This is a genomic window from Spirulina sp. CCY15215, from assembly GCF_016888125.1.
Lineage (GTDB): Bacteria > Cyanobacteriota > Cyanobacteriia > Cyanobacteriales > Spirulinaceae > CCY15215.
Window position 1 is genome coordinate 1 of sequence record NZ_JACSWA010000305.1, and the last position, 16,172, is coordinate 16,172.

General features: G+C 43.7%; 14 protein-coding genes. 10 read left to right on the plus strand and 4 right to left on the minus strand.

What is annotated here, in order from left to right; translation table 11 throughout:
* Positions 1 to 375 precede the first annotated feature (375 nt).
* On the plus strand, positions 376 to 2,142 hold the full coding sequence (hmpF, locus tag JUI58_RS04835) for a pilus motility taxis protein HmpF (RefSeq protein WP_204102618.1): 1,767 nt from the start codon (positions 376 to 378) through the stop codon (positions 2,140 to 2,142).
* A 100-nt stretch (positions 2,143 to 2,242) separates the two neighbouring features.
* Here hmpF and JUI58_RS04840 read toward each other — a convergent pair whose 3' ends face one another.
* Positions 2,243 to 2,635: a hypothetical protein gene (locus JUI58_RS04840; protein ID WP_204102619.1), complete on the minus strand. Its 393-nt coding sequence runs from the start codon at positions 2,633 to 2,635 to the stop codon at positions 2,243 to 2,245.
* A gap of 259 nt (positions 2,636 to 2,894) precedes the next feature.
* Here JUI58_RS04840 and JUI58_RS04845 point away from each other — a divergent pair, with 259 nt between their 5' ends.
* The 6 genes from JUI58_RS04845 (at position 2,895) to JUI58_RS04870 (ending at position 8,022) form a co-directional block, all read left to right on the plus strand.
* Positions 2,895 to 3,125, plus strand: a complete 231-nt coding sequence (locus JUI58_RS04845; protein ID WP_348539837.1) for a hypothetical protein — start codon at positions 2,895 to 2,897, stop codon at positions 3,123 to 3,125.
* The gene (locus JUI58_RS04850) at positions 3,122 to 3,403 is read left to right on the plus strand and encodes a type II toxin-antitoxin system RelE/ParE family toxin (protein WP_204102621.1); all 282 of its coding nucleotides are present in this window, start codon (positions 3,122 to 3,124) and stop codon (positions 3,401 to 3,403) included. The genes JUI58_RS04845 and JUI58_RS04850 overlap by 4 nt, the downstream gene beginning before the upstream one ends.
* A complete protein-coding gene (locus JUI58_RS04855) occupies positions 3,387 to 3,533 on the plus strand; it encodes a hypothetical protein (protein WP_204102622.1) in 147 nt (48 codons plus the stop codon). Before JUI58_RS04850 ends, JUI58_RS04855 begins: the two co-directional genes overlap by 17 nt.
* Positions 3,533 to 3,736, plus strand: a complete 204-nt coding sequence (locus JUI58_RS04860; RefSeq protein ID WP_204102623.1) for a hypothetical protein — start codon at positions 3,533 to 3,535, stop codon at positions 3,734 to 3,736. Before JUI58_RS04855 ends, JUI58_RS04860 begins: the two co-directional genes overlap by 1 nt.
* Before the next feature lie 289 nt (positions 3,737 to 4,025).
* The gene (locus JUI58_RS04865) at positions 4,026 to 7,658 is read left to right on the plus strand and encodes a chemotaxis protein CheB (RefSeq protein WP_204102624.1); all 3,633 of its coding nucleotides are present in this window, start codon (positions 4,026 to 4,028) and stop codon (positions 7,656 to 7,658) included.
* Entirely contained in the window at positions 7,648 to 8,022 is a 375-nt protein-coding gene (locus tag JUI58_RS04870) for a response regulator (protein WP_204102625.1), read from the plus strand. The genes JUI58_RS04865 and JUI58_RS04870 overlap by 11 nt, the downstream gene beginning before the upstream one ends.
* Before the next feature lie 13 nt (positions 8,023 to 8,035).
* Here JUI58_RS04870 and JUI58_RS04875 read toward each other — a convergent pair whose 3' ends face one another.
* The 3 genes from JUI58_RS04875 to JUI58_RS04885 all read right to left on the minus strand — a co-directional run bounded on the left by JUI58_RS04875 (position 8,036) and on the right by JUI58_RS04885 (position 10,529).
* Positions 8,036 to 9,034 carry a zinc ABC transporter substrate-binding protein gene (locus tag JUI58_RS04875; protein WP_204102626.1) on the minus strand — a complete coding sequence of 333 codons (999 nt, stop codon included), beginning with the start codon at positions 9,032 to 9,034 and terminating at the stop codon, positions 8,036 to 8,038.
* A gap of 136 nt (positions 9,035 to 9,170) precedes the next feature.
* Positions 9,171 to 9,404 (minus strand): hypothetical protein, encoded by a 234-nt coding sequence (locus JUI58_RS04880; RefSeq protein ID WP_204102627.1) that lies wholly within the window; start codon positions 9,402 to 9,404, stop codon positions 9,171 to 9,173.
* A 111-nt stretch (positions 9,405 to 9,515) separates the two neighbouring features.
* Positions 9,516 to 10,529, minus strand: a complete 1,014-nt coding sequence (locus JUI58_RS04885; protein WP_204102628.1) for an EAL domain-containing protein — start codon at positions 10,527 to 10,529, stop codon at positions 9,516 to 9,518.
* Positions 10,530 to 10,945: 416 nt separating this feature from the next.
* Between JUI58_RS04885 and JUI58_RS04890 the strand changes: the two genes are divergently transcribed.
* The 3 genes from JUI58_RS04890 to JUI58_RS04900 all read left to right on the plus strand — a co-directional run.
* Positions 10,946 to 14,998, plus strand: a complete 4,053-nt coding sequence (locus JUI58_RS04890; protein ID WP_204102629.1) for a PAS domain S-box protein — start codon at positions 10,946 to 10,948, stop codon at positions 14,996 to 14,998.
* Between the two features lie 306 nt (positions 14,999 to 15,304).
* Complete coding sequence (locus JUI58_RS04895; RefSeq protein WP_204102630.1) at positions 15,305 to 15,736, plus strand: two-component system response regulator; 432 nt, start codon at positions 15,305 to 15,307, stop codon at positions 15,734 to 15,736.
* 203 nt (positions 15,737 to 15,939) lie between these two features.
* Positions 15,940 to 16,172: helix-turn-helix domain-containing protein (locus JUI58_RS04900; RefSeq protein WP_204102631.1), on the plus strand; the 233-nt coding region annotated here is incomplete at its 3' end.

The window sequence follows — 16,172 nt, forward strand, 5'->3', positions numbered from 1 at the left end:
ACTGATTCGCTTTGCTCAGACTCCCTTGTTTGTGGCAATTCCTCTCCCGCTAACCCTATCGGGTCTAACGGGAGTCCCCTTGCCACATCTTTGATGGGTAAAGGGTTAAAGTTTTAGAACTGACAGACGGAGTTAGAGAGACGCTCCCACTCCCGCACCCTACCGTTAGGGCAATAGCGCGGGCATCTTGACCGTTAATGCGTAGGTTCTAAATTTAATGAATCCTCCAGGAATCTGAAACTTTAGAGATATGCTTATTTCAATTGCTGTTTGTCTTGTCTAAAATGACCCTAACAACAGTAAAATTAAACAACTGGGTAGGAATTCCCCTCTCTACTCATACCAATTATTCTTAATTTATTTTAGTAACGCGGGATGCTGTATCTTGCAGAAGTCAAAAAGCAAAAAGGCGGGTTCATGTCCAAAGCGGCGACTGAACTCAAACTCCTTGCCTGTCAACGCAATGACCAAAGTTGGAATGCTGTTCCTGGCGATGAGGTTATTCCGGCGGATGAGGCGGAAGGTTTTGAGCAGGGCGCTCTAATTCTCGTTAATCTTACGGGTAATCGACAAGTTCAAGGCACCCCGGAGGTGGCAGGTCCGACGATTGTTCGGGATTTGCAACGGTTATCTAAACTCCAGGAAAAGATTAAAACCCAGCAAGAAGAAATTGAAGGCTGGAAGCAATCTTTAACTCTCCAAGCTCAAGAATTGAGTAAGCGGGAGATGGAGTTGGATGCGGAATTGGCTCAACTTGAGGAGTTAAGGGAGCAAGGGGGAGAACCTCATGACCGAGGAGGGGAACAAAGTGAGGATTTAGCCCAGGCTAAGGCAGAAGCCGATCGCATTCGCGAGGAATTCGAGCGCAAAACTCAAGAATTAGAACAGGCTTGGGCGCATTTACGCGGCGAACAACGTCGTTTCGAGGAAAGCAAGGAAGATTCGCCGCAAGGGGCGGGTGGTGTGGGGATTGCCCCAGAACAGGCCCAGCGCATTCAAGAATTGTTGGATTATCTGGCGATTAATATTTTGCCGACGGGAGATTTTCAAAATTACCTCCAAGAGGCGATCGCCATCCTGGAACAACAGCAGGTTAATACGGATGAACAAGCACAACAATTTGAAGAAACGCGATCGCAGGCTCAAAGTCAACAAGCTGGGATCGATCGCCAGATTCGAGAATTAGAAGAATTAGAACAGCAATATCAAAGCACAAAGGTAGCAGTAGAGCAGGCCAGACACGATCTACAGACTCACAAGCATCGTTTGGAATTGGCGGAGGTGTCTATTGCGCTTCTCAAGCAAGATGAGGAAAATCAAGGGAAGATTTACCAATCTCTGGCGGGTTTGGCGACAGGAAAGACGGATGAACAAAGTGAGTCATCGGTGGATGTGGCTGCTCTCGAAGGGATGCCGATCATACAATTACAAGAGGTTGTTGTAGGACTAGAGAAAGAACTCGACAAACTAGAACGATTTGTGGCCGATCAGGAAGAGGAATTAAGCCTGCAACAAGAAGCAGTGGAAGAATTAGAGGAGAAACTCAAAAGCGCTAATGTTTATGATAGTTCGGATCTCGAACAAGAGTTAGAGGATGAGCGAGAACAGAAAAAACTCCTTGATGAAACCCTTGTGGGTCAGCGACGAACTTTGGTTGAAAAACGCTCGATTTTAAGTCAGAATTTGCGCGTTTTGCGTCGTAGACAGGGAATTGCTGAGGAGGGTGCAGGGGGCGATCGCCTTGATTTAAGTCCTGTTTTAGCGAATTTAGAGGCTCAACGCCAAACTATTGAAGCGGAATGGCAAAAACGGGAAGAGGAGTTGGCCGAAATTAAAGTTGAGATTGAGGAGGCGGAAGCAATTCTACAAGATCGCGGGGATGAGTGCGAACAACAACATAATGCTTTAAAAGACTTAGAGAATAGTCTTAAAGAGGGACAGTCTAGCACTTCTTTGCTTTGGGGACGGGTTAATCTTTATGAGGAGATTCTTCCCCCAATGAGAGAGGCGATTGCAGAAATGCAGCAGAAATTACAGGCGATCGCGCAATTGTCGGAACGTTTCCAACAAACGGGAGATTATCAACAAGAGGCGATCGGTAATTTAAAACAGTCTCTAGGGGAAGTAATTAATAGTGGATAGTTGAGAGTGGATAGTTGAGAGTTGAGAGTTGAGAGTGGATAGTTGATAAGCGCGATCGCCATGTCTCTAAGCATGATGGCTTCCTCGCGATCGCTCGACATTAAACGATCGCTTCTTCTCCTTCTCTCATGTCCGATGTGCTTTGAATATCAGGTAAAGGTTCTAAAGGCGTTTTCACTGGGGAATAACGACAATAACAAACAGCGATCACTTCAAAATGTCCCCCCAGTATTTCCGGAAAATAGGATTCAACTCGAACAACTTCCCAATCACCAACTCGACTATGGGTACTCGCATCAGGAAATTGTTCCGAAGCAAATCGTTCAATACGATGGTATTCTCTCAAACGATATCCTGCTTCGGGTAAAGGAGCATTAGATGAATCATAATGTTCAGCAATAATATCAGTAAGAGCACCCGTATGAGACATAGATCGCTCTTCCCATCCTCGTGCTGATGCCGAATCAGTTTTAAAAATAATATATTTACCCATTATTTATTCTCCTTGTGATAATTAGGAAATTTGGTTTCTCCCTCAAATAATGGGCAGGTCACGCAAATACGCTAACCGATTCTAACAAACTCCCTTACACCGCGAAATTCTAGCATAAATAGCTCGGCGATCGCATCTCCTTCTCAAGAAGTTAAACCAAAAAATTGCATCTTTTTCTCAAGAAATGCGATCGCACCCTTGATTCATCCCAAGAAAAATATGCTACAATTGCGAGTTGAATAAATACTTATTATTTATGATGAGCGATCGCCATAAAACTTCTGTTTTTCAGGACGTGATAGAAACAGTAGAAAGATTTTCTTTAGAGGATCGAGAAATCTTACTGGATATTCTCAAGAAGCGTTTGGTAGAACAACGAAGACTGCAATTAGTGCGGGAAATTGCTGAGGTTAGACAAGATTACAAAGAAGGTAAGATTCAGTTTGGAACAGTAGATGATTTTTTAGCAGCATTGGATGAAGAGTTGTGAAAGTTGGTTGGAGTGCTAAATCATTGCGTTCTTTTAAACGTTTAATTCGCAAAAATCCTCAATTGCGTCTGGCGATCGAAGAGACATTACGACAGTTAGCAGAAGACCCATTTCATCCCAGTTTGCGAACCCATAAATTAAAAGGAGATTTTGCAGAATCTTGGTCTTGTTCTATTGATTATAGTTATCGGATTATATTTGAGTTTGTTCGAGATATAGAAAATGAAGAAGAGGCAGTTGTATTGTTAAATATGGGAACTCATGATGAAATTTATTGAAGGCGATCGCTTCCAAAATATCCTGCAATTTTTTGGTATCATCTCTCATAATAATTTAGAATTTAGCCTCCTGCAAAACTCGTTCTCGAATGCGCGATCGCACCTCCTTCTCAAGAAAAGCGATCGCTGATGTCAACCTATATTTCTGCTGCGTTGCGAAGATTGGTTTGCGATCGCAGAATTAGTTGCGATCGCTCCCCTTTCAATTCTATTCACACAACCCAGCAAATATTTCCCCCACTGTATCGGATGCGGTCAAATATTCCTCTACTCTCTCAAATACCTGCACCGAGCGATCGCAATCTTTCTCCAACTAACTCAAAATTCGCTTAATAGTTTAATTGTTGCTTCAACATAAGCTGTTCAGCATCTAAACGGCATTATCAAAAATCCCAAAAACCTTGGAGTGCGACCATCTTGGTCGCTAGCGATCCGTTGTTTAAATGTGTTTTAGCTTAAGTTCGCTAACTGATTCTAACCAACTCCCTTAGACAGCGAGATTCTAGCATAAATAGTTCGGCGATCGCATCTCCTTCTTAAGAAAAGCGATCGCAGAATTAGTTTAGAATATATTTGAAGCATTGAAGCAACAGAACAATTTTAAACAGGGATTGAGATATCTATGTCCAACGACCATCCCGATCGCCCAACTACAAAGCCAGTAAACGATTTTGACGACGATCGCTTCTTTGTCGTGGGTATAGGAGCTTCAGCCGGTGGACTGCAAACCCTAGAAGAATTTTTTGAGCATATTCCTGAAGATATCGGTGCCGCGTTTGTCGTCATTCAACATCTTTCACCCCACTTCAAAAGCATGATGAAAGAACTGCTACAGCGCAAAACTTCCCTTCAGGTTCACCAGATTGCGGATGGCATGGAAATCGTGCCGAATTCAGTTTATGTTATTCCTCCCCGAACCAATGTTGTTGTCGAGCAAGGAAAATTTTGCTTTCGGAAACGAGATACAGAACATCTCAACCTTCCCATTGATATACTCTTCAAATCTTTGGCTCAAGACTACAAAGATCGCACAATGGCAGTTTTGCTTTCTGGGACTGGTAGCGACGGCACCCAAGGATTACAAGCCATTGGAGAAGCGGGGGGACTAGCACTAATTCAGTCCCCAGAAACGGCAGAATTTAGCGGAATGCCTTCTAACGCTTTACCCACGGGATTAGTAGATGAAGTCCTCTGTCCTCAAGACTTGGCTGAAACCATTTACGAAATTGTGCGAATTACCCGCAATATTCCTTTGAGCGAGCAACTGAGAGAAAATGCGATCGATCCAGCAGAACTCGACGAAGTATTAAAATTGCTCAAAGACCAAGAAGCGATCGATTTTTCCCAATATAAAGTGGGTACTCTCTCAAGAAGAATTTATCATCGCTGTTCCCTCAATGGCTATAACTCTCTACACACTTATCTCAATTACCTGACAAGTTCCGAGCTAGAACGTCAGTTACTCATCCAAGATTTTTTGATCGGTTCGACTCACTTTTTCCGAGATACTGAAACATGGCAGATTCTGGAAACTGAAATCTTACCTAATCTGATTGAGAGTTTGGAGCCACAAAAGCAATTGCGAATTTGGGTGGCCGGTTGTGCTACGGGAGAAGAAGCATATACGATGGCGATGTTGGTGGATGAAGCCCTAGACAAAGCCGATAAATCCCTGAGTGTGAAAATTTTTGCCACCGATCTTGATAATAAAGCCCTAGAAACCGCTTCTAAAGGTATCTATGCCAAACATATCAGCAAAGAGGTTTCAGAGACACGACTGGAACGTTATTTCCTCAACAAGTCTGACTCTTACCAAGTTCGACGACAGTTGCGAGCGATGCTCATTTTTGCCCCTCACAACTTAACCAAAAATGCGGGCTTTTCGCAAATGAATCTGATTAGCTGTCGTAATGTGCTGATTTATATGAAACCGGACTTGCAGCAGCAAGTATTGCGAATGCTCCATTTTTCTCTCGGTTCTCAAGGTATTTTATTCTTAGGCAGTGCCGAAGTTCTGGGAATGTTGGAAGGGGAGTTTTCAACTCTTAATTCCAAGTGGAAAATTTATCGCAAAAAACGAAACAACCTCCTCTCTTCATTAGCGATTAACCGAGAACCCACCACGACTCCCATGCTATCTCCCATTCAGTTAAAACAGATTCAGCCTCGACTCGATCTCATAGTGGGTAAAGTCTTTAAATTCTGTTTTGGCGATCGCCGCACCACCTGTTTGCTAGTAAGCGAAAATAGCAAGCTCTTGCGGGTTTTTTACGATCTGGCAGATTTACTAAGATTTCCCTTGGGTGAAACTAATCTGGATGTTATTTCTATCCTACCTCTAGCTTTACAGTTGCCTTTGTCCACGGCTTTACATCGTGCCAAACGAGAACAACAATCGGTTCTGTACACGGGAATTAAGATTCCTAAAGGAGAACAGTTCCAGATCGTCGATCTCAAAATAGGAATTGAACTCAATGAAACCTCAAAAGAAAAGTTATTCATTATATTGCTAGAAGAGCAAGAAAAAATTAGCAATGAGATTTTCGAGCAAGCATTTGAGGTGAACACCGAAACCACCAACCAAATTAGCGAACTTGAGTACGAACTTCAGCAAACACGCGAGAATCTACAAACTACTATTGAAGAACTCGAAGCTACCAACGAAGAACAGCAAGCCACGAATGAAGAACTCATTGCCTCTAATGAGGAACTGCAAAGCACTAACGAGGAACTCCATTCTGTTAACGAAGAACTCTACACTGTTAATGCCGAATATCAATCGAAGATTCAAGAATTAGTCGAACTGAATAACGATCTTGATAATCTCCTCCAAAGTACAGAAATTGGCGTTATTTTTCTCGATCTCGATCTTAATATTCGTAAGTTCACCCCCGCAGCTACCCGAGCGATTAATCTGCGGGAAGGAGATATCAATCGTCCTTTAACGGATTTTTCCCACAATTTAGAATGTCTTCCCAACCAAGAAAATGCTTATGATTTAATGGAATTATTACAGCAAGTTTTGCTGCACCAAAATCCCATAGAACAGGAAATGTACCTGCGAACATTGGGGACAAATCTTCTTTTGCGGGTTAACCCTTATTGGAGCGAAAAAGGAGAACGTCAAGGTCTAGTTTTGAGCTTTATTGATATTCATGAAATCAAACAAACCGAAGAACATCTGCGACGACGCTCGGAGCAATTACGTTTAATTACTGATGCGATGCCGGCTTGGATTTCTTATGTTGATGAGCAGTGCTATTATCGTTTTAGCAATCGAGTTTATGAGACTTGGTTTGGACGACCTTCAGAAGAGATTGAAGGATTGCACATTTGCTCGGTGATGGGGGAGGAAATTTATTTGCAAGTGAGTCATCATATTGATGCGGCACTGTCTGGAGAAAATGTTAGTTTCGATCTAGAATTACCCAACTTTAATGGCAGTTCTCGTTGGGTTAATGCCAGCTATATTCCCCATATTATTGAATCTGGTGAAGTCAAGGGCTTTTTTGCTTTAATTGGCGATATTAGCGATCGCAAGGCGATGGAACATATCAAAGATGAGTTTATCTCTGTAGTCAGTCACGAACTGCGAACTCCTTTAACGGCCAGTTTGGGAATGTTACAATTATTAACAGATAAAAGCATCAAACTCAATTCTAAAAAAGGTGAAGAGGCTCTGCAAGTTGCCTATGAAAGTACCTTACGTTTGATGAATTTAGTTAAAGATATCTTGGAGCTAGAACGTCTGGGATCTGGTAGAGTTCAACTGGAGAAGGAGCAAATTAATACGGCAGATTTGCTTACACAAGCAACAAAACTTATGCAAGCACTTGCTTCCAAAGAAAACATTACTCTTGATATCAAGTCCCAAGAACTTGAGTTTTATGCGGATAGCGATCGCCTGATTCAGGTCTTAACAAATCTTCTCAGCAATGGGATTAAATTTTCTCCAAGTAATTCTACCATTTTTCTCACGGTAGAGCTTCAAGGTGAGAATGTTTTGTTTGCCGTTAAAGACCAAGGTAGGGGAATTCCCACTAATAGACTCAATGATATTTTCGAGCGTTTTCAACAAGTTGATGCTTCGGATTCCCGCCAAAAAGGAGGAACTGGTTTGGGTTTAGCCATTTGTCGTCAGATTATCGAACAACACGATGGACGAATCTGGGCGGAAAGTACATTAAATGAGGGAACTACCTTCAGTTTTACCTTACCATTCTTAATATTAGAGGAAAAGGAACATGAATCCTAAAAGACTTTTAGTGATTGATGATGATGATGGAGTCCGAGCAACCATAGCATTATCTCTCGAAGCAACAACTGACTGGGAAATCTTAACTGCGGCTTCGGGAAAAGAGGGATTAATTCTTGCTGAAAGTCAACATCCTGATGCTATTCTTCTTGATGTTATGATGCCCGATCTCAGTGGCATCGAAGTCTTACAGAAGTTCCAAAGCAATACAACAACTCAAAATATTCCGGTTATTTTCATCACTGCGAAAATTATGGAACGGGAAAAGCAAGAAATGAAGCATTTAGGCATTAAGGGGATTATCTCTAAACCGTTTAATGCTGTTGGTTTATGGCAGGAAATTCATCTTTTACTGAATTGGTAAAAGTAGGAATTTTTTACGGAAACGGCGTACATTGACCCCCTAAACCCTTGGCGATCGCGCAAGTATTAGCAGACATCATGCCAATATAACTCCCAGTTTGAGTGTTTTTGTCTCCTAATGCTCCGGTTAACAGTTTGTCCTCGGCGATCGCGATCTTAGCTTCCCGCGCGACGGTTTCCAAGGTTCTCGCACTGGCTGTCGTTTCCAGAAAGATAACGGGAACCTTAATTGTTTTCAATTTTTCGGCTAATTCTTTGACCCGCGCGGCTGTTGGTGTTTCTTCGGTGCTGACTCCCTGCAAGGCTTCTGAACCCTGCAAATCATAGGCATTGACGTAATAGTTCAAAGCGGCGTGGGTCGTCACTAATAGGCGCTGTTGGGGGGGAATGGTGGCGATCTGTGCTTGAATCCAAATGTGTAGTTTTTCTAAGCGATCGCGATACTTCTCCGTATTTTCCTCATAAGCCTCGGCGCGATCGGGGTCAAGTTTAATTAACTGGCTTTCAATCTCTTCCACAATGGCGATCGCATTCCTGACATCATGCCAAACATGGGGATCGGGTTCAAGTTCTTCTTTGTTATTATGCTCTTCTTCCTCGTGGTGATGATGTTCGCTCATCAGGGGTTTGGGGATAGCTTCCTCATATAAGGCAATTTTAGGCGCATCTGTATTTGTAGCGCGTACCACCTTTTCCAAATGAGGAGCAATGTTATAACCCCCATAAAAAATCAAATCGGCGGTTTCCATCACCTTGCGATCGCCTGGAGTGGGACGATAAGTATGAGGATCTTGGCCTGCATTCATCAAACAAATTAAAGATATCTTCTCTTGGGCAATGCGATCGGTTAAATCGCAGAGAATACCACCGGATGCGACAACCTGTAAAGGTGGGGAAACACTTTCTCCTGCATCTGGTTTCACCGCTTCTCTCTCCGAAGAGCAACTCAGGTTTCCTGCGATCGCCACCAAAACCAACCCGATCCAGATCTGCCGTAAATTTACCAAAAACATAAACTTTACCAAAAATGATAATCATTCTCATTTTAACAGGTAAAGGCAAAATATAAAATAGCAACAAAAAAGGACAAAAGAGAAAATTCTTCCCTTCCATCCCTTTTTCGAGTTTAGTGGAGTCCATCGCGAAACCCTAAACTGCCACACAGTGCATACCGATCCGTTCTGAGTTCAACACCTGAATTCGTCCCAGTTTGATCGCGTAAAAAATTCTCTCAATCATATCGCGATGTTCCTCCACGAGGGCAGGCTCTTCCTTCAGGCGCTCTACGACATCTAAATCCCGAGTTCCCATGATACCGGAAATCATTGTCGTGGAATAAATCTCGTAGAAGTCTTCCATAGTTTCAATCTTGTAGTCAAACATAATTCCTCTAAAACCCAAAATGGTTTTCTGATTGATTCTGTTTAGACTTTACCTAAAGAATGTGAAAAACCTGTGAAGGGTACTCCCAAAAACCAAAACCTTCCGAATTCCTTAACATTTGCCCCCTTTTTGTAAGAGAATTGTTGCCTTTTCTTCCTCTAAAGGGCGGGAAAACCAATATCCTTGAATCTTGGTACAGCCCAACTGTTGTATCTGTTTGAGTTCCTCTTGAGTTTCGACCCCTTCAACAATAGTATCGAGTCCCAAACTATTCGCCAAATGAAGAATACCGCGAATCATCTCCCATTGCTTCTGAGTAACAAAAGCGCGATCGATCTTGAGAACATCCACAGAGAGTTGGTGCAAACGAGCAAGAGACGAGTATCCCGTGCCAAAATCATCAAGGTAGACCGGAATATTTAAGCCCTTGAGTTGTTGCAGAGCCGCGATCGCCACAGGAGAATTTTCAATAAACATACTCTCCGTAATTTCCACACGCAGGCTTCCAGGTATAACCCCCGAGTCCTGATAAATTTGGCGCACATTCTCAACGAAACCTGAATGTAATAATTGCAACGCCGAGAGATTGACACTACAAGTCAAAGGAGAACTCTGGGGAAAATCCTGCTGCCATTGACGTAACTGCTTGCAGGCTTCCTCGATAACCCATAATCCCAGATCGTGAATTAAAAGTGTTTCTTCCGCAATAGGAATGAACTCCGTTGGCGACACCAAACCACGCTGAGGGTGATTCCAGCGCAACAATGCCTCAAAACCTAGAATTTTCTCTGATTCCAAACAAACAATAGGTTGATAAAATAATTGAAACTCGTCATTGTCCCTAGCTGTTTGTAAATCTGCTTCCAAACGCAACCTTTCTAAGGCTTCGTTAGAAATTAAAGAAGCAGAACCGAACTCATCTTGCTCGATAGCATTAGTAAAACGAAGCAAACGCTTCGTATTATTAGCGGCAATTCTGAGCAATTGTTGTCCTTCGCGGGTTTGAACATCGACTTTACCGCTCAAGAGGAGTCCCAAAGCTCCTTGAATTGAAGTTAAAGGCGTGCGGAGTTCGTGAGAGATTTCGCCCAGATTCGAGATAGGGTTAATTCCAGGTTCGGTCATCGCTAGATCCAATTCAGTCCTTATGGACGATTTAAAGGGTTGTGTTTGTCCGGTGTTCATCGCATTTCCCCTTGGGTTAGTCGCGATCGATGCACTTAGTTTCATCATTATCTTAGATTTACTTGCTTAATTGTAGATGGCGATCGAAAGAAAATCGAAGGTTAAGATTTTAGTTTCACCTAAGTCTAAAGATAAATTGTGAAGAACTCGGGAAGACCGGAGATTTTTTTAATAAAGAAAAAGTAGAAATGTAAAGGGTATGGTTTGCTCTGAACCAATATTCTTTGGTGATTTTTATCCCCGACTTCTTGGGACAGATTAAATTATAGAGATTAAATTATAAGGAGAGGCCTATTCCCACCCCACGCAAAAGCATTGCCCCTCGATCCAATCAAAACTATTCCCCAGTCCCCCCTGTGAATTCTAATTTTCCGCCAGTCCGAAGTAATATCTTAGTAGTTGACGATACCCCAGCCAATTTGCGGTTGCTAACGGAATTGTTGAGTCAACACGGGCATGATGTACGCCCTGCCCTCAATGGGACCTTAGCTTTGACTGCCGCCCAGATGATGCCGCCAGATTTAATTCTGCTGGACATTATGATGCCCGATCTAGATGGTTATGAGGTGTGCGAGCAACTGAAAGCGAACGATCGCACCCGTCATATTCCCGTGATTTTTATTAGCGCTTTGGATAACCCCAAAGATAAGGTCAGAGCCTTTGAGGTGGGGGGAGTGGATTATATTCCCAAGCCTTTTCAGAAAGAAGAAATCCTGGCACGGGTAGAAAATCAATTGCGCCTCCTGCGAGCTAATACTGCCCTACAAGAGAGCGAAGAACGCTTCCGAGCCGTTTTTGCCAATGCGGGAATTGGTATTTGTATTTTGCGAGAAGACGGGGGTATTGTGGAAACGAATCCGGCATTTGAGAAATTTATCGGCTACCATCGCCAAGAATTGGGACAGTTAAACTTACTGGATTTAACTTATCCCGAAGATGGAGAGGGCGATCGCGATCGCTTTATGGCCTTATGGGCAGGAGAGGGAGAATCCTATCAAATTGAAAAACGCTACATTCGAGCCAATGGGGAGATAGTCTGGGGGCGATCAACCACTTGTGCGGTGAAAAAAGGGGGAAGGGTACAGTTTGCCTTTGGCTTAATTGAAGATATTACCGAACGGCAAGCGGCATTGCGAAAACGCAAGGAGGCAGAGGAAGCCCTCAAAGCCTCGGAAGCGGAAATGCGAGCTATTTTTGCGGCGATGACAGACGCGGTGATCGTGCGCGATCGCCAAGGAAATTGTTTGAAAGTTGCTCCAACCAAAACCGCCAGAGCCAGCGAACGTCCAGAAATGCAGTTAGGTAAAACCTTACACGAAGTTTTACCCCAAGACACTGCCGATCGCCTGCACCATGCCATCCAACAAACCTTAGAACAAAGGGAAACCACCAATATTGAATACAATATTTCCGGCGATCGGGGAGAAATTTGGCTGGATGGTCGCTTGTCTCCTTTGTCTGAAGATACCGTGGTTTGGGTGGCGCGGGACATCAGCGAACGGAAGTTGATGGAACAAAAACTGCGTTCTAATGAAGCAGAAATTCGGGGTATTTTTGAAGCCATGACGGAGATCGTTTTAGTGGTGGATAGGGAACAAGAAAATATTCAAGTTATGCCCACCAGTTATGCTCGCTTCAATGAAGAAGGCAATTTGACCATCGACGCTACCCTTGACAACTTTTTTGGGGATAAGCCACAACCCGCTTTTTGGCTGGCTATTCAAGATGCCATTACCCAACAGCAAACCATCGCCTTTGAGTACAGTTTAGACGTGAACGAGAAACAGATTTGGTTTGCCGCCAGCATTTCCGCCCTATCGGAACAAGCGGCGATCTGGGTAGCGCGAGATATTAGCGATCGCGTTCGTGCGGAAATGAAATTGCAACAACTCAATGATGAATTAGAATATCGCGTCCAAGAGCGCACCCAGCAACTCCAACAGGCCAATACTACCCTACAAGCAGAAATTAACGATCGCATTCAAACCGAGATTGAACTGGCAAAATCCGAAGAACGCTTTCGCCTCGCCGTTGATAATATTCCCGATATTTTTGCCATTTACGATCGCCACCTACAGTATCAATTTGCCAATACCCGCGCCCTTGAAGTCTGGCAGAAAACCCCCAAGGCAATGCTGGGTCAGACCGATCGCGAACTGTTTCCCAATGACAGCGTACAAACTTATCTCCCGCTTCTAGAAAATGCCGCCCGCAGCCGCAGTCGTCAAACTCAGGAATGTACTTTCAGAATTGCCAATGGCGAGGAACGGACTTTTATCATGAGTTACGTGCCTCTGTTGGATGGAGAGGGAGAAATTTATCAAATCTTGGGCATAGCCTATGACATTAGCGATCGCAAGCGATCGGAACGCGCCCTACAAGAGGCTAAGGAGCAATTACAAGCGGTTTTAGATGCCGTCCCCGGTTTTATTTCTTGGATTGGTTTATCTGAGGAGAATTCCCTGCAATATTTAGGAGCAAATCGCCAATTAGCACAGGCTTTTCAAATGTCTCCCAATGCTTTTATTCATAAACCTTTGGGCTTTTTTCAGCAAGGGAAAAATTTTGTCGAATTCGTAGAAGCATTTTTCCACTCCAACGACACTACCATTGCTCAAACCTTAAGTCTGGAATGGGAAAGACAACAACGAGAATATTTAATTGTGGCGCAGAAGTATCAGCAAGAACGAGCCGCCGTTTTTGTTGGCATTGATATTACTGCTCGTGTTGAAGCACAAAAGCAACTACAACGCGCCTATCGGCGATCGCAATTACTGTCAGAATTAACGCTAAAAATTCGCCAGTCTTTAGATTTAGAGGAAATCCTGCAAACCGCAGTCCTCGAAGTGCAACAATTACTTCATGCCGATCGCGTCTTTATTTGGCAATGGCAATCTGGGCGAGACGGGATTGCCCGACAAGAAGCGGTTTTACCAGGCTTAACCAAAGTCTGCGGGCTAACCCTCCAGATTTCCACCCCCGAGACGGTTTCCCCTCCAGATTTTCAACCGGGCAACTTTTGGACCATCGACGATCTCAGCAGTTCTCCAACCGCGATCGCCCTACCGTCGGAGTTGCATTTTTGCGCTCAATTGGTGGTACCCATCTTTATTCAAGAAAAAACTTGGGGTGCTTTAATCGTTCATCAATGTTACGCCCCTCACCATTGGCAATCTGACGAAATTGAATTATTAACTTCTTTGGCCGACCAAATTGGCATTGCCGTTTCTCAAGCGCAACTCCTCGATCGCCTTGAAGATATGGTGGCAGAACGCACGGGGGAATTGCAAGCAACGAACGAACAGCTACAAACTGAAATTATTGAACGCAGCAGGGCAGAGGAAGCGCTGCGAGAAAGCGAAAAGCAATTACGGCGCACCATCGAGCATAGTGCTTATGGGATTGTCGTCTGCGATCGCGCGGGCATCATTTGCTTTTTCAATGCCGCAGCCAAACAGATTTTTGGTCGTGACGAACAGCAATTACTCGGGTTTCATTTGGGAATGCCCATCACTTCCCAACAAAAATGCGAACTTTCTATTCTCCGGCAGGATGGAACCTCTTGTATTGCTGAAATGCGAGCGGGAACTATTACTTGGGAAGGAGATGCTTCTGCCTATTTAATCTCTTTAGTGGACATTACGGAGCGCAAAGCTGTCGAACAGATGAAAGATGAATTTATTTCCGTGGCCAGTCATGAATTGCGGACTCCACTTACGTCGATTCGCGGTTCTTTAGGACTTCTGGCGACGGGTCGTCTCGGTAAATTTGAGGAGAGGGGGCAGCAAATGCTCGATATTGCCATTAATAATACCGATCGCCTCACCCGCTTGCTCAATGATATTTTGGATTTAGAGCGGATTGAATCGGGAAAAGTGAAGATTGTTAAACAACACTGCAACGGTATCACTCTGATGGTTCAAGCAGCCGAAGCCATGCAGGTCATGGCAGAACAGGCGGAAATTGGTTTATGTTTGAAATGCGATCTCCGTCCATTTTGGTTGAGAGATACGGACTTAGAGGAGAATCCTTATCTCGAATCTCCTCCCACAATGATGATTTGGGCCGATCCCGATCAAATTTTGCAAACTTTAACCAATTTGATCAGTAACGCTATTAAATTTTCTAACCCTCACAGTATGGTGGGGATCGGCATTATCCCACAACAAGAACAGATTTTATTTGAAGTAAAAGATTGCGGTCGAGGAATTCCCAAGGATAAGCTGGAAAGTATTTTTGGTCGCTTTCAGCAAGTAGATGCTTCTGACTCGCGGGAAAAAGGAGGTACAGGGTTGGGTTTACCGATCTGTCGCGAAATTATCCAGCGACATCAAGGCAAAATGTGGGTGGAAAGCACGGTGGGTGAAGGGAGTTCTTTCTACTTTACTCTTCCTTTACCACCGCCATAATGCTTAATTTAAAAACTTTCCAGTCCACGTTCCTACAAATAATTTCCTAATTTTCTGCAAACTGGTTTTATTACGATTTGTAAAGAAAAGGACTATCTTCACAACTTCTTCACATTTAGATCTTATTTTTCCTCTAATAACAATCCTTTTTATTAAATTTATCAAACTAATGGCCATGAGCGTTCAGCCAATCCTATCAATACCCCCTCCCCTGTTAAACCATTTTGTCATCCTGCAAGAGAGAGAATTCATACAGAGCTATCTTGGAAATTGTCTATGACTCAGGCCAAGACAACTCAGCCAAAGATGACTCAGGCAAAGATGACCCGCAAACATCTCTTACTTATCGATTGTGAGGAGGATCGTCGTTATGTCACACAAATGGGATTGGAACTCATGACCGATTGGAAAATCTGGGTGGCTCATTCTTATAGTGAAGGGTTTAATCTTGCCCAAAACCAAAAACCCCATGCTATTCTCGTCAATTTGACTTCCTTAGAGGCAAATCCCCTCGAAATTTTACAACAACTCTTGGCACATCCTGCCACGCAACATATTCCGATTATTCTCACCCTAGATCGCCTTCGTCGTACCGATCAGCAACATTTCAACCAATTAGGAGTGGCAGGAGCGATCGCGCAACCCTACGATTGCACAAACTTAGGAGAGCAAATTGCTGACTTTTTAAACTGGGAGCGGGAATTCCCCTCTTCAAATCTTCGATTGAAGAGGGGATGAGAGCGACCCCCAAAGGTCAATTGGATAAGCTGAGGAGCGGTGCAACCTCGGCACGAGGTTGCACCGCTCCTTTGGAGACGCTACGCGAACAGCCAAGGAACGCGCACCAAGAGAAACCTCACCCGTCCCTACTCCCTCCGGGAACCCTGTGGGAACGACCTCAAAATCAGTTATAATCTTATCAGCAAGCTATCCAAGCGATAATGTTCAAGGCATACAAATACCGCATCTATCCAACCCACGAACAACAAGCAGCCTTAGCCAAGAGCTTTGGTTGTTGTCGTTGGTATTGGAACTATGGGTTAAATTTGTGCCAAGAAACTTATCAAGCAACAGGAAAAGGATTATCAAGAAGTTATATTCAAGGATTATTGCCTAACCTAAAAAAGGAACATCCTTGGCTCAAAGAAGATGTCTATTCCCAATGCTTGCAAGT

What these genes read in the sequence shown, in the direction of transcription:
- hmpF (WP_204102618.1), top strand. Translation starts at nt 376, where the DNA reads ATGCTGTATCTTGCAGAAGTCAAAAAGCAAAAAGGCGGGTTCATGTCC.
- JUI58_RS04840 (WP_204102619.1), bottom strand. Translation starts at nt 2,635, where the DNA reads ATGGGTAAATATATTATTTTTAAAACTGATTCGGCATCAGCACGAGGA.
- JUI58_RS04845 (WP_348539837.1), top strand. Translation starts at nt 2,895, where the DNA reads ATGAGCGATCGCCATAAAACTTCTGTTTTTCAGGACGTGATAGAAACA.
- JUI58_RS04855 (WP_204102622.1), top strand. Translation starts at nt 3,387, where the DNA reads ATGATGAAATTTATTGAAGGCGATCGCTTCCAAAATATCCTGCAATTT.
- JUI58_RS04860 (WP_204102623.1), top strand. Translation starts at nt 3,533, where the DNA reads ATGTCAACCTATATTTCTGCTGCGTTGCGAAGATTGGTTTGCGATCGC.
- JUI58_RS04865 (WP_204102624.1), top strand. Translation starts at nt 4,026, where the DNA reads ATGTCCAACGACCATCCCGATCGCCCAACTACAAAGCCAGTAAACGAT.
- JUI58_RS04870 (WP_204102625.1), top strand. Translation starts at nt 7,648, where the DNA reads ATGAATCCTAAAAGACTTTTAGTGATTGATGATGATGATGGAGTCCGA.
- JUI58_RS04875 (WP_204102626.1), bottom strand. Translation starts at nt 9,034, where the DNA reads ATGTTTTTGGTAAATTTACGGCAGATCTGGATCGGGTTGGTTTTGGTG.
- JUI58_RS04880 (WP_204102627.1), bottom strand. Translation starts at nt 9,404, where the DNA reads ATGTTTGACTACAAGATTGAAACTATGGAAGACTTCTACGAGATTTAT.
- JUI58_RS04885 (WP_204102628.1), bottom strand. Translation starts at nt 10,529, where the DNA reads ATGACCGAACCTGGAATTAACCCTATCTCGAATCTGGGCGAAATCTCT.
- JUI58_RS04895 (WP_204102630.1), top strand. Translation starts at nt 15,305, where the DNA reads ATGACTCAGGCAAAGATGACCCGCAAACATCTCTTACTTATCGATTGT.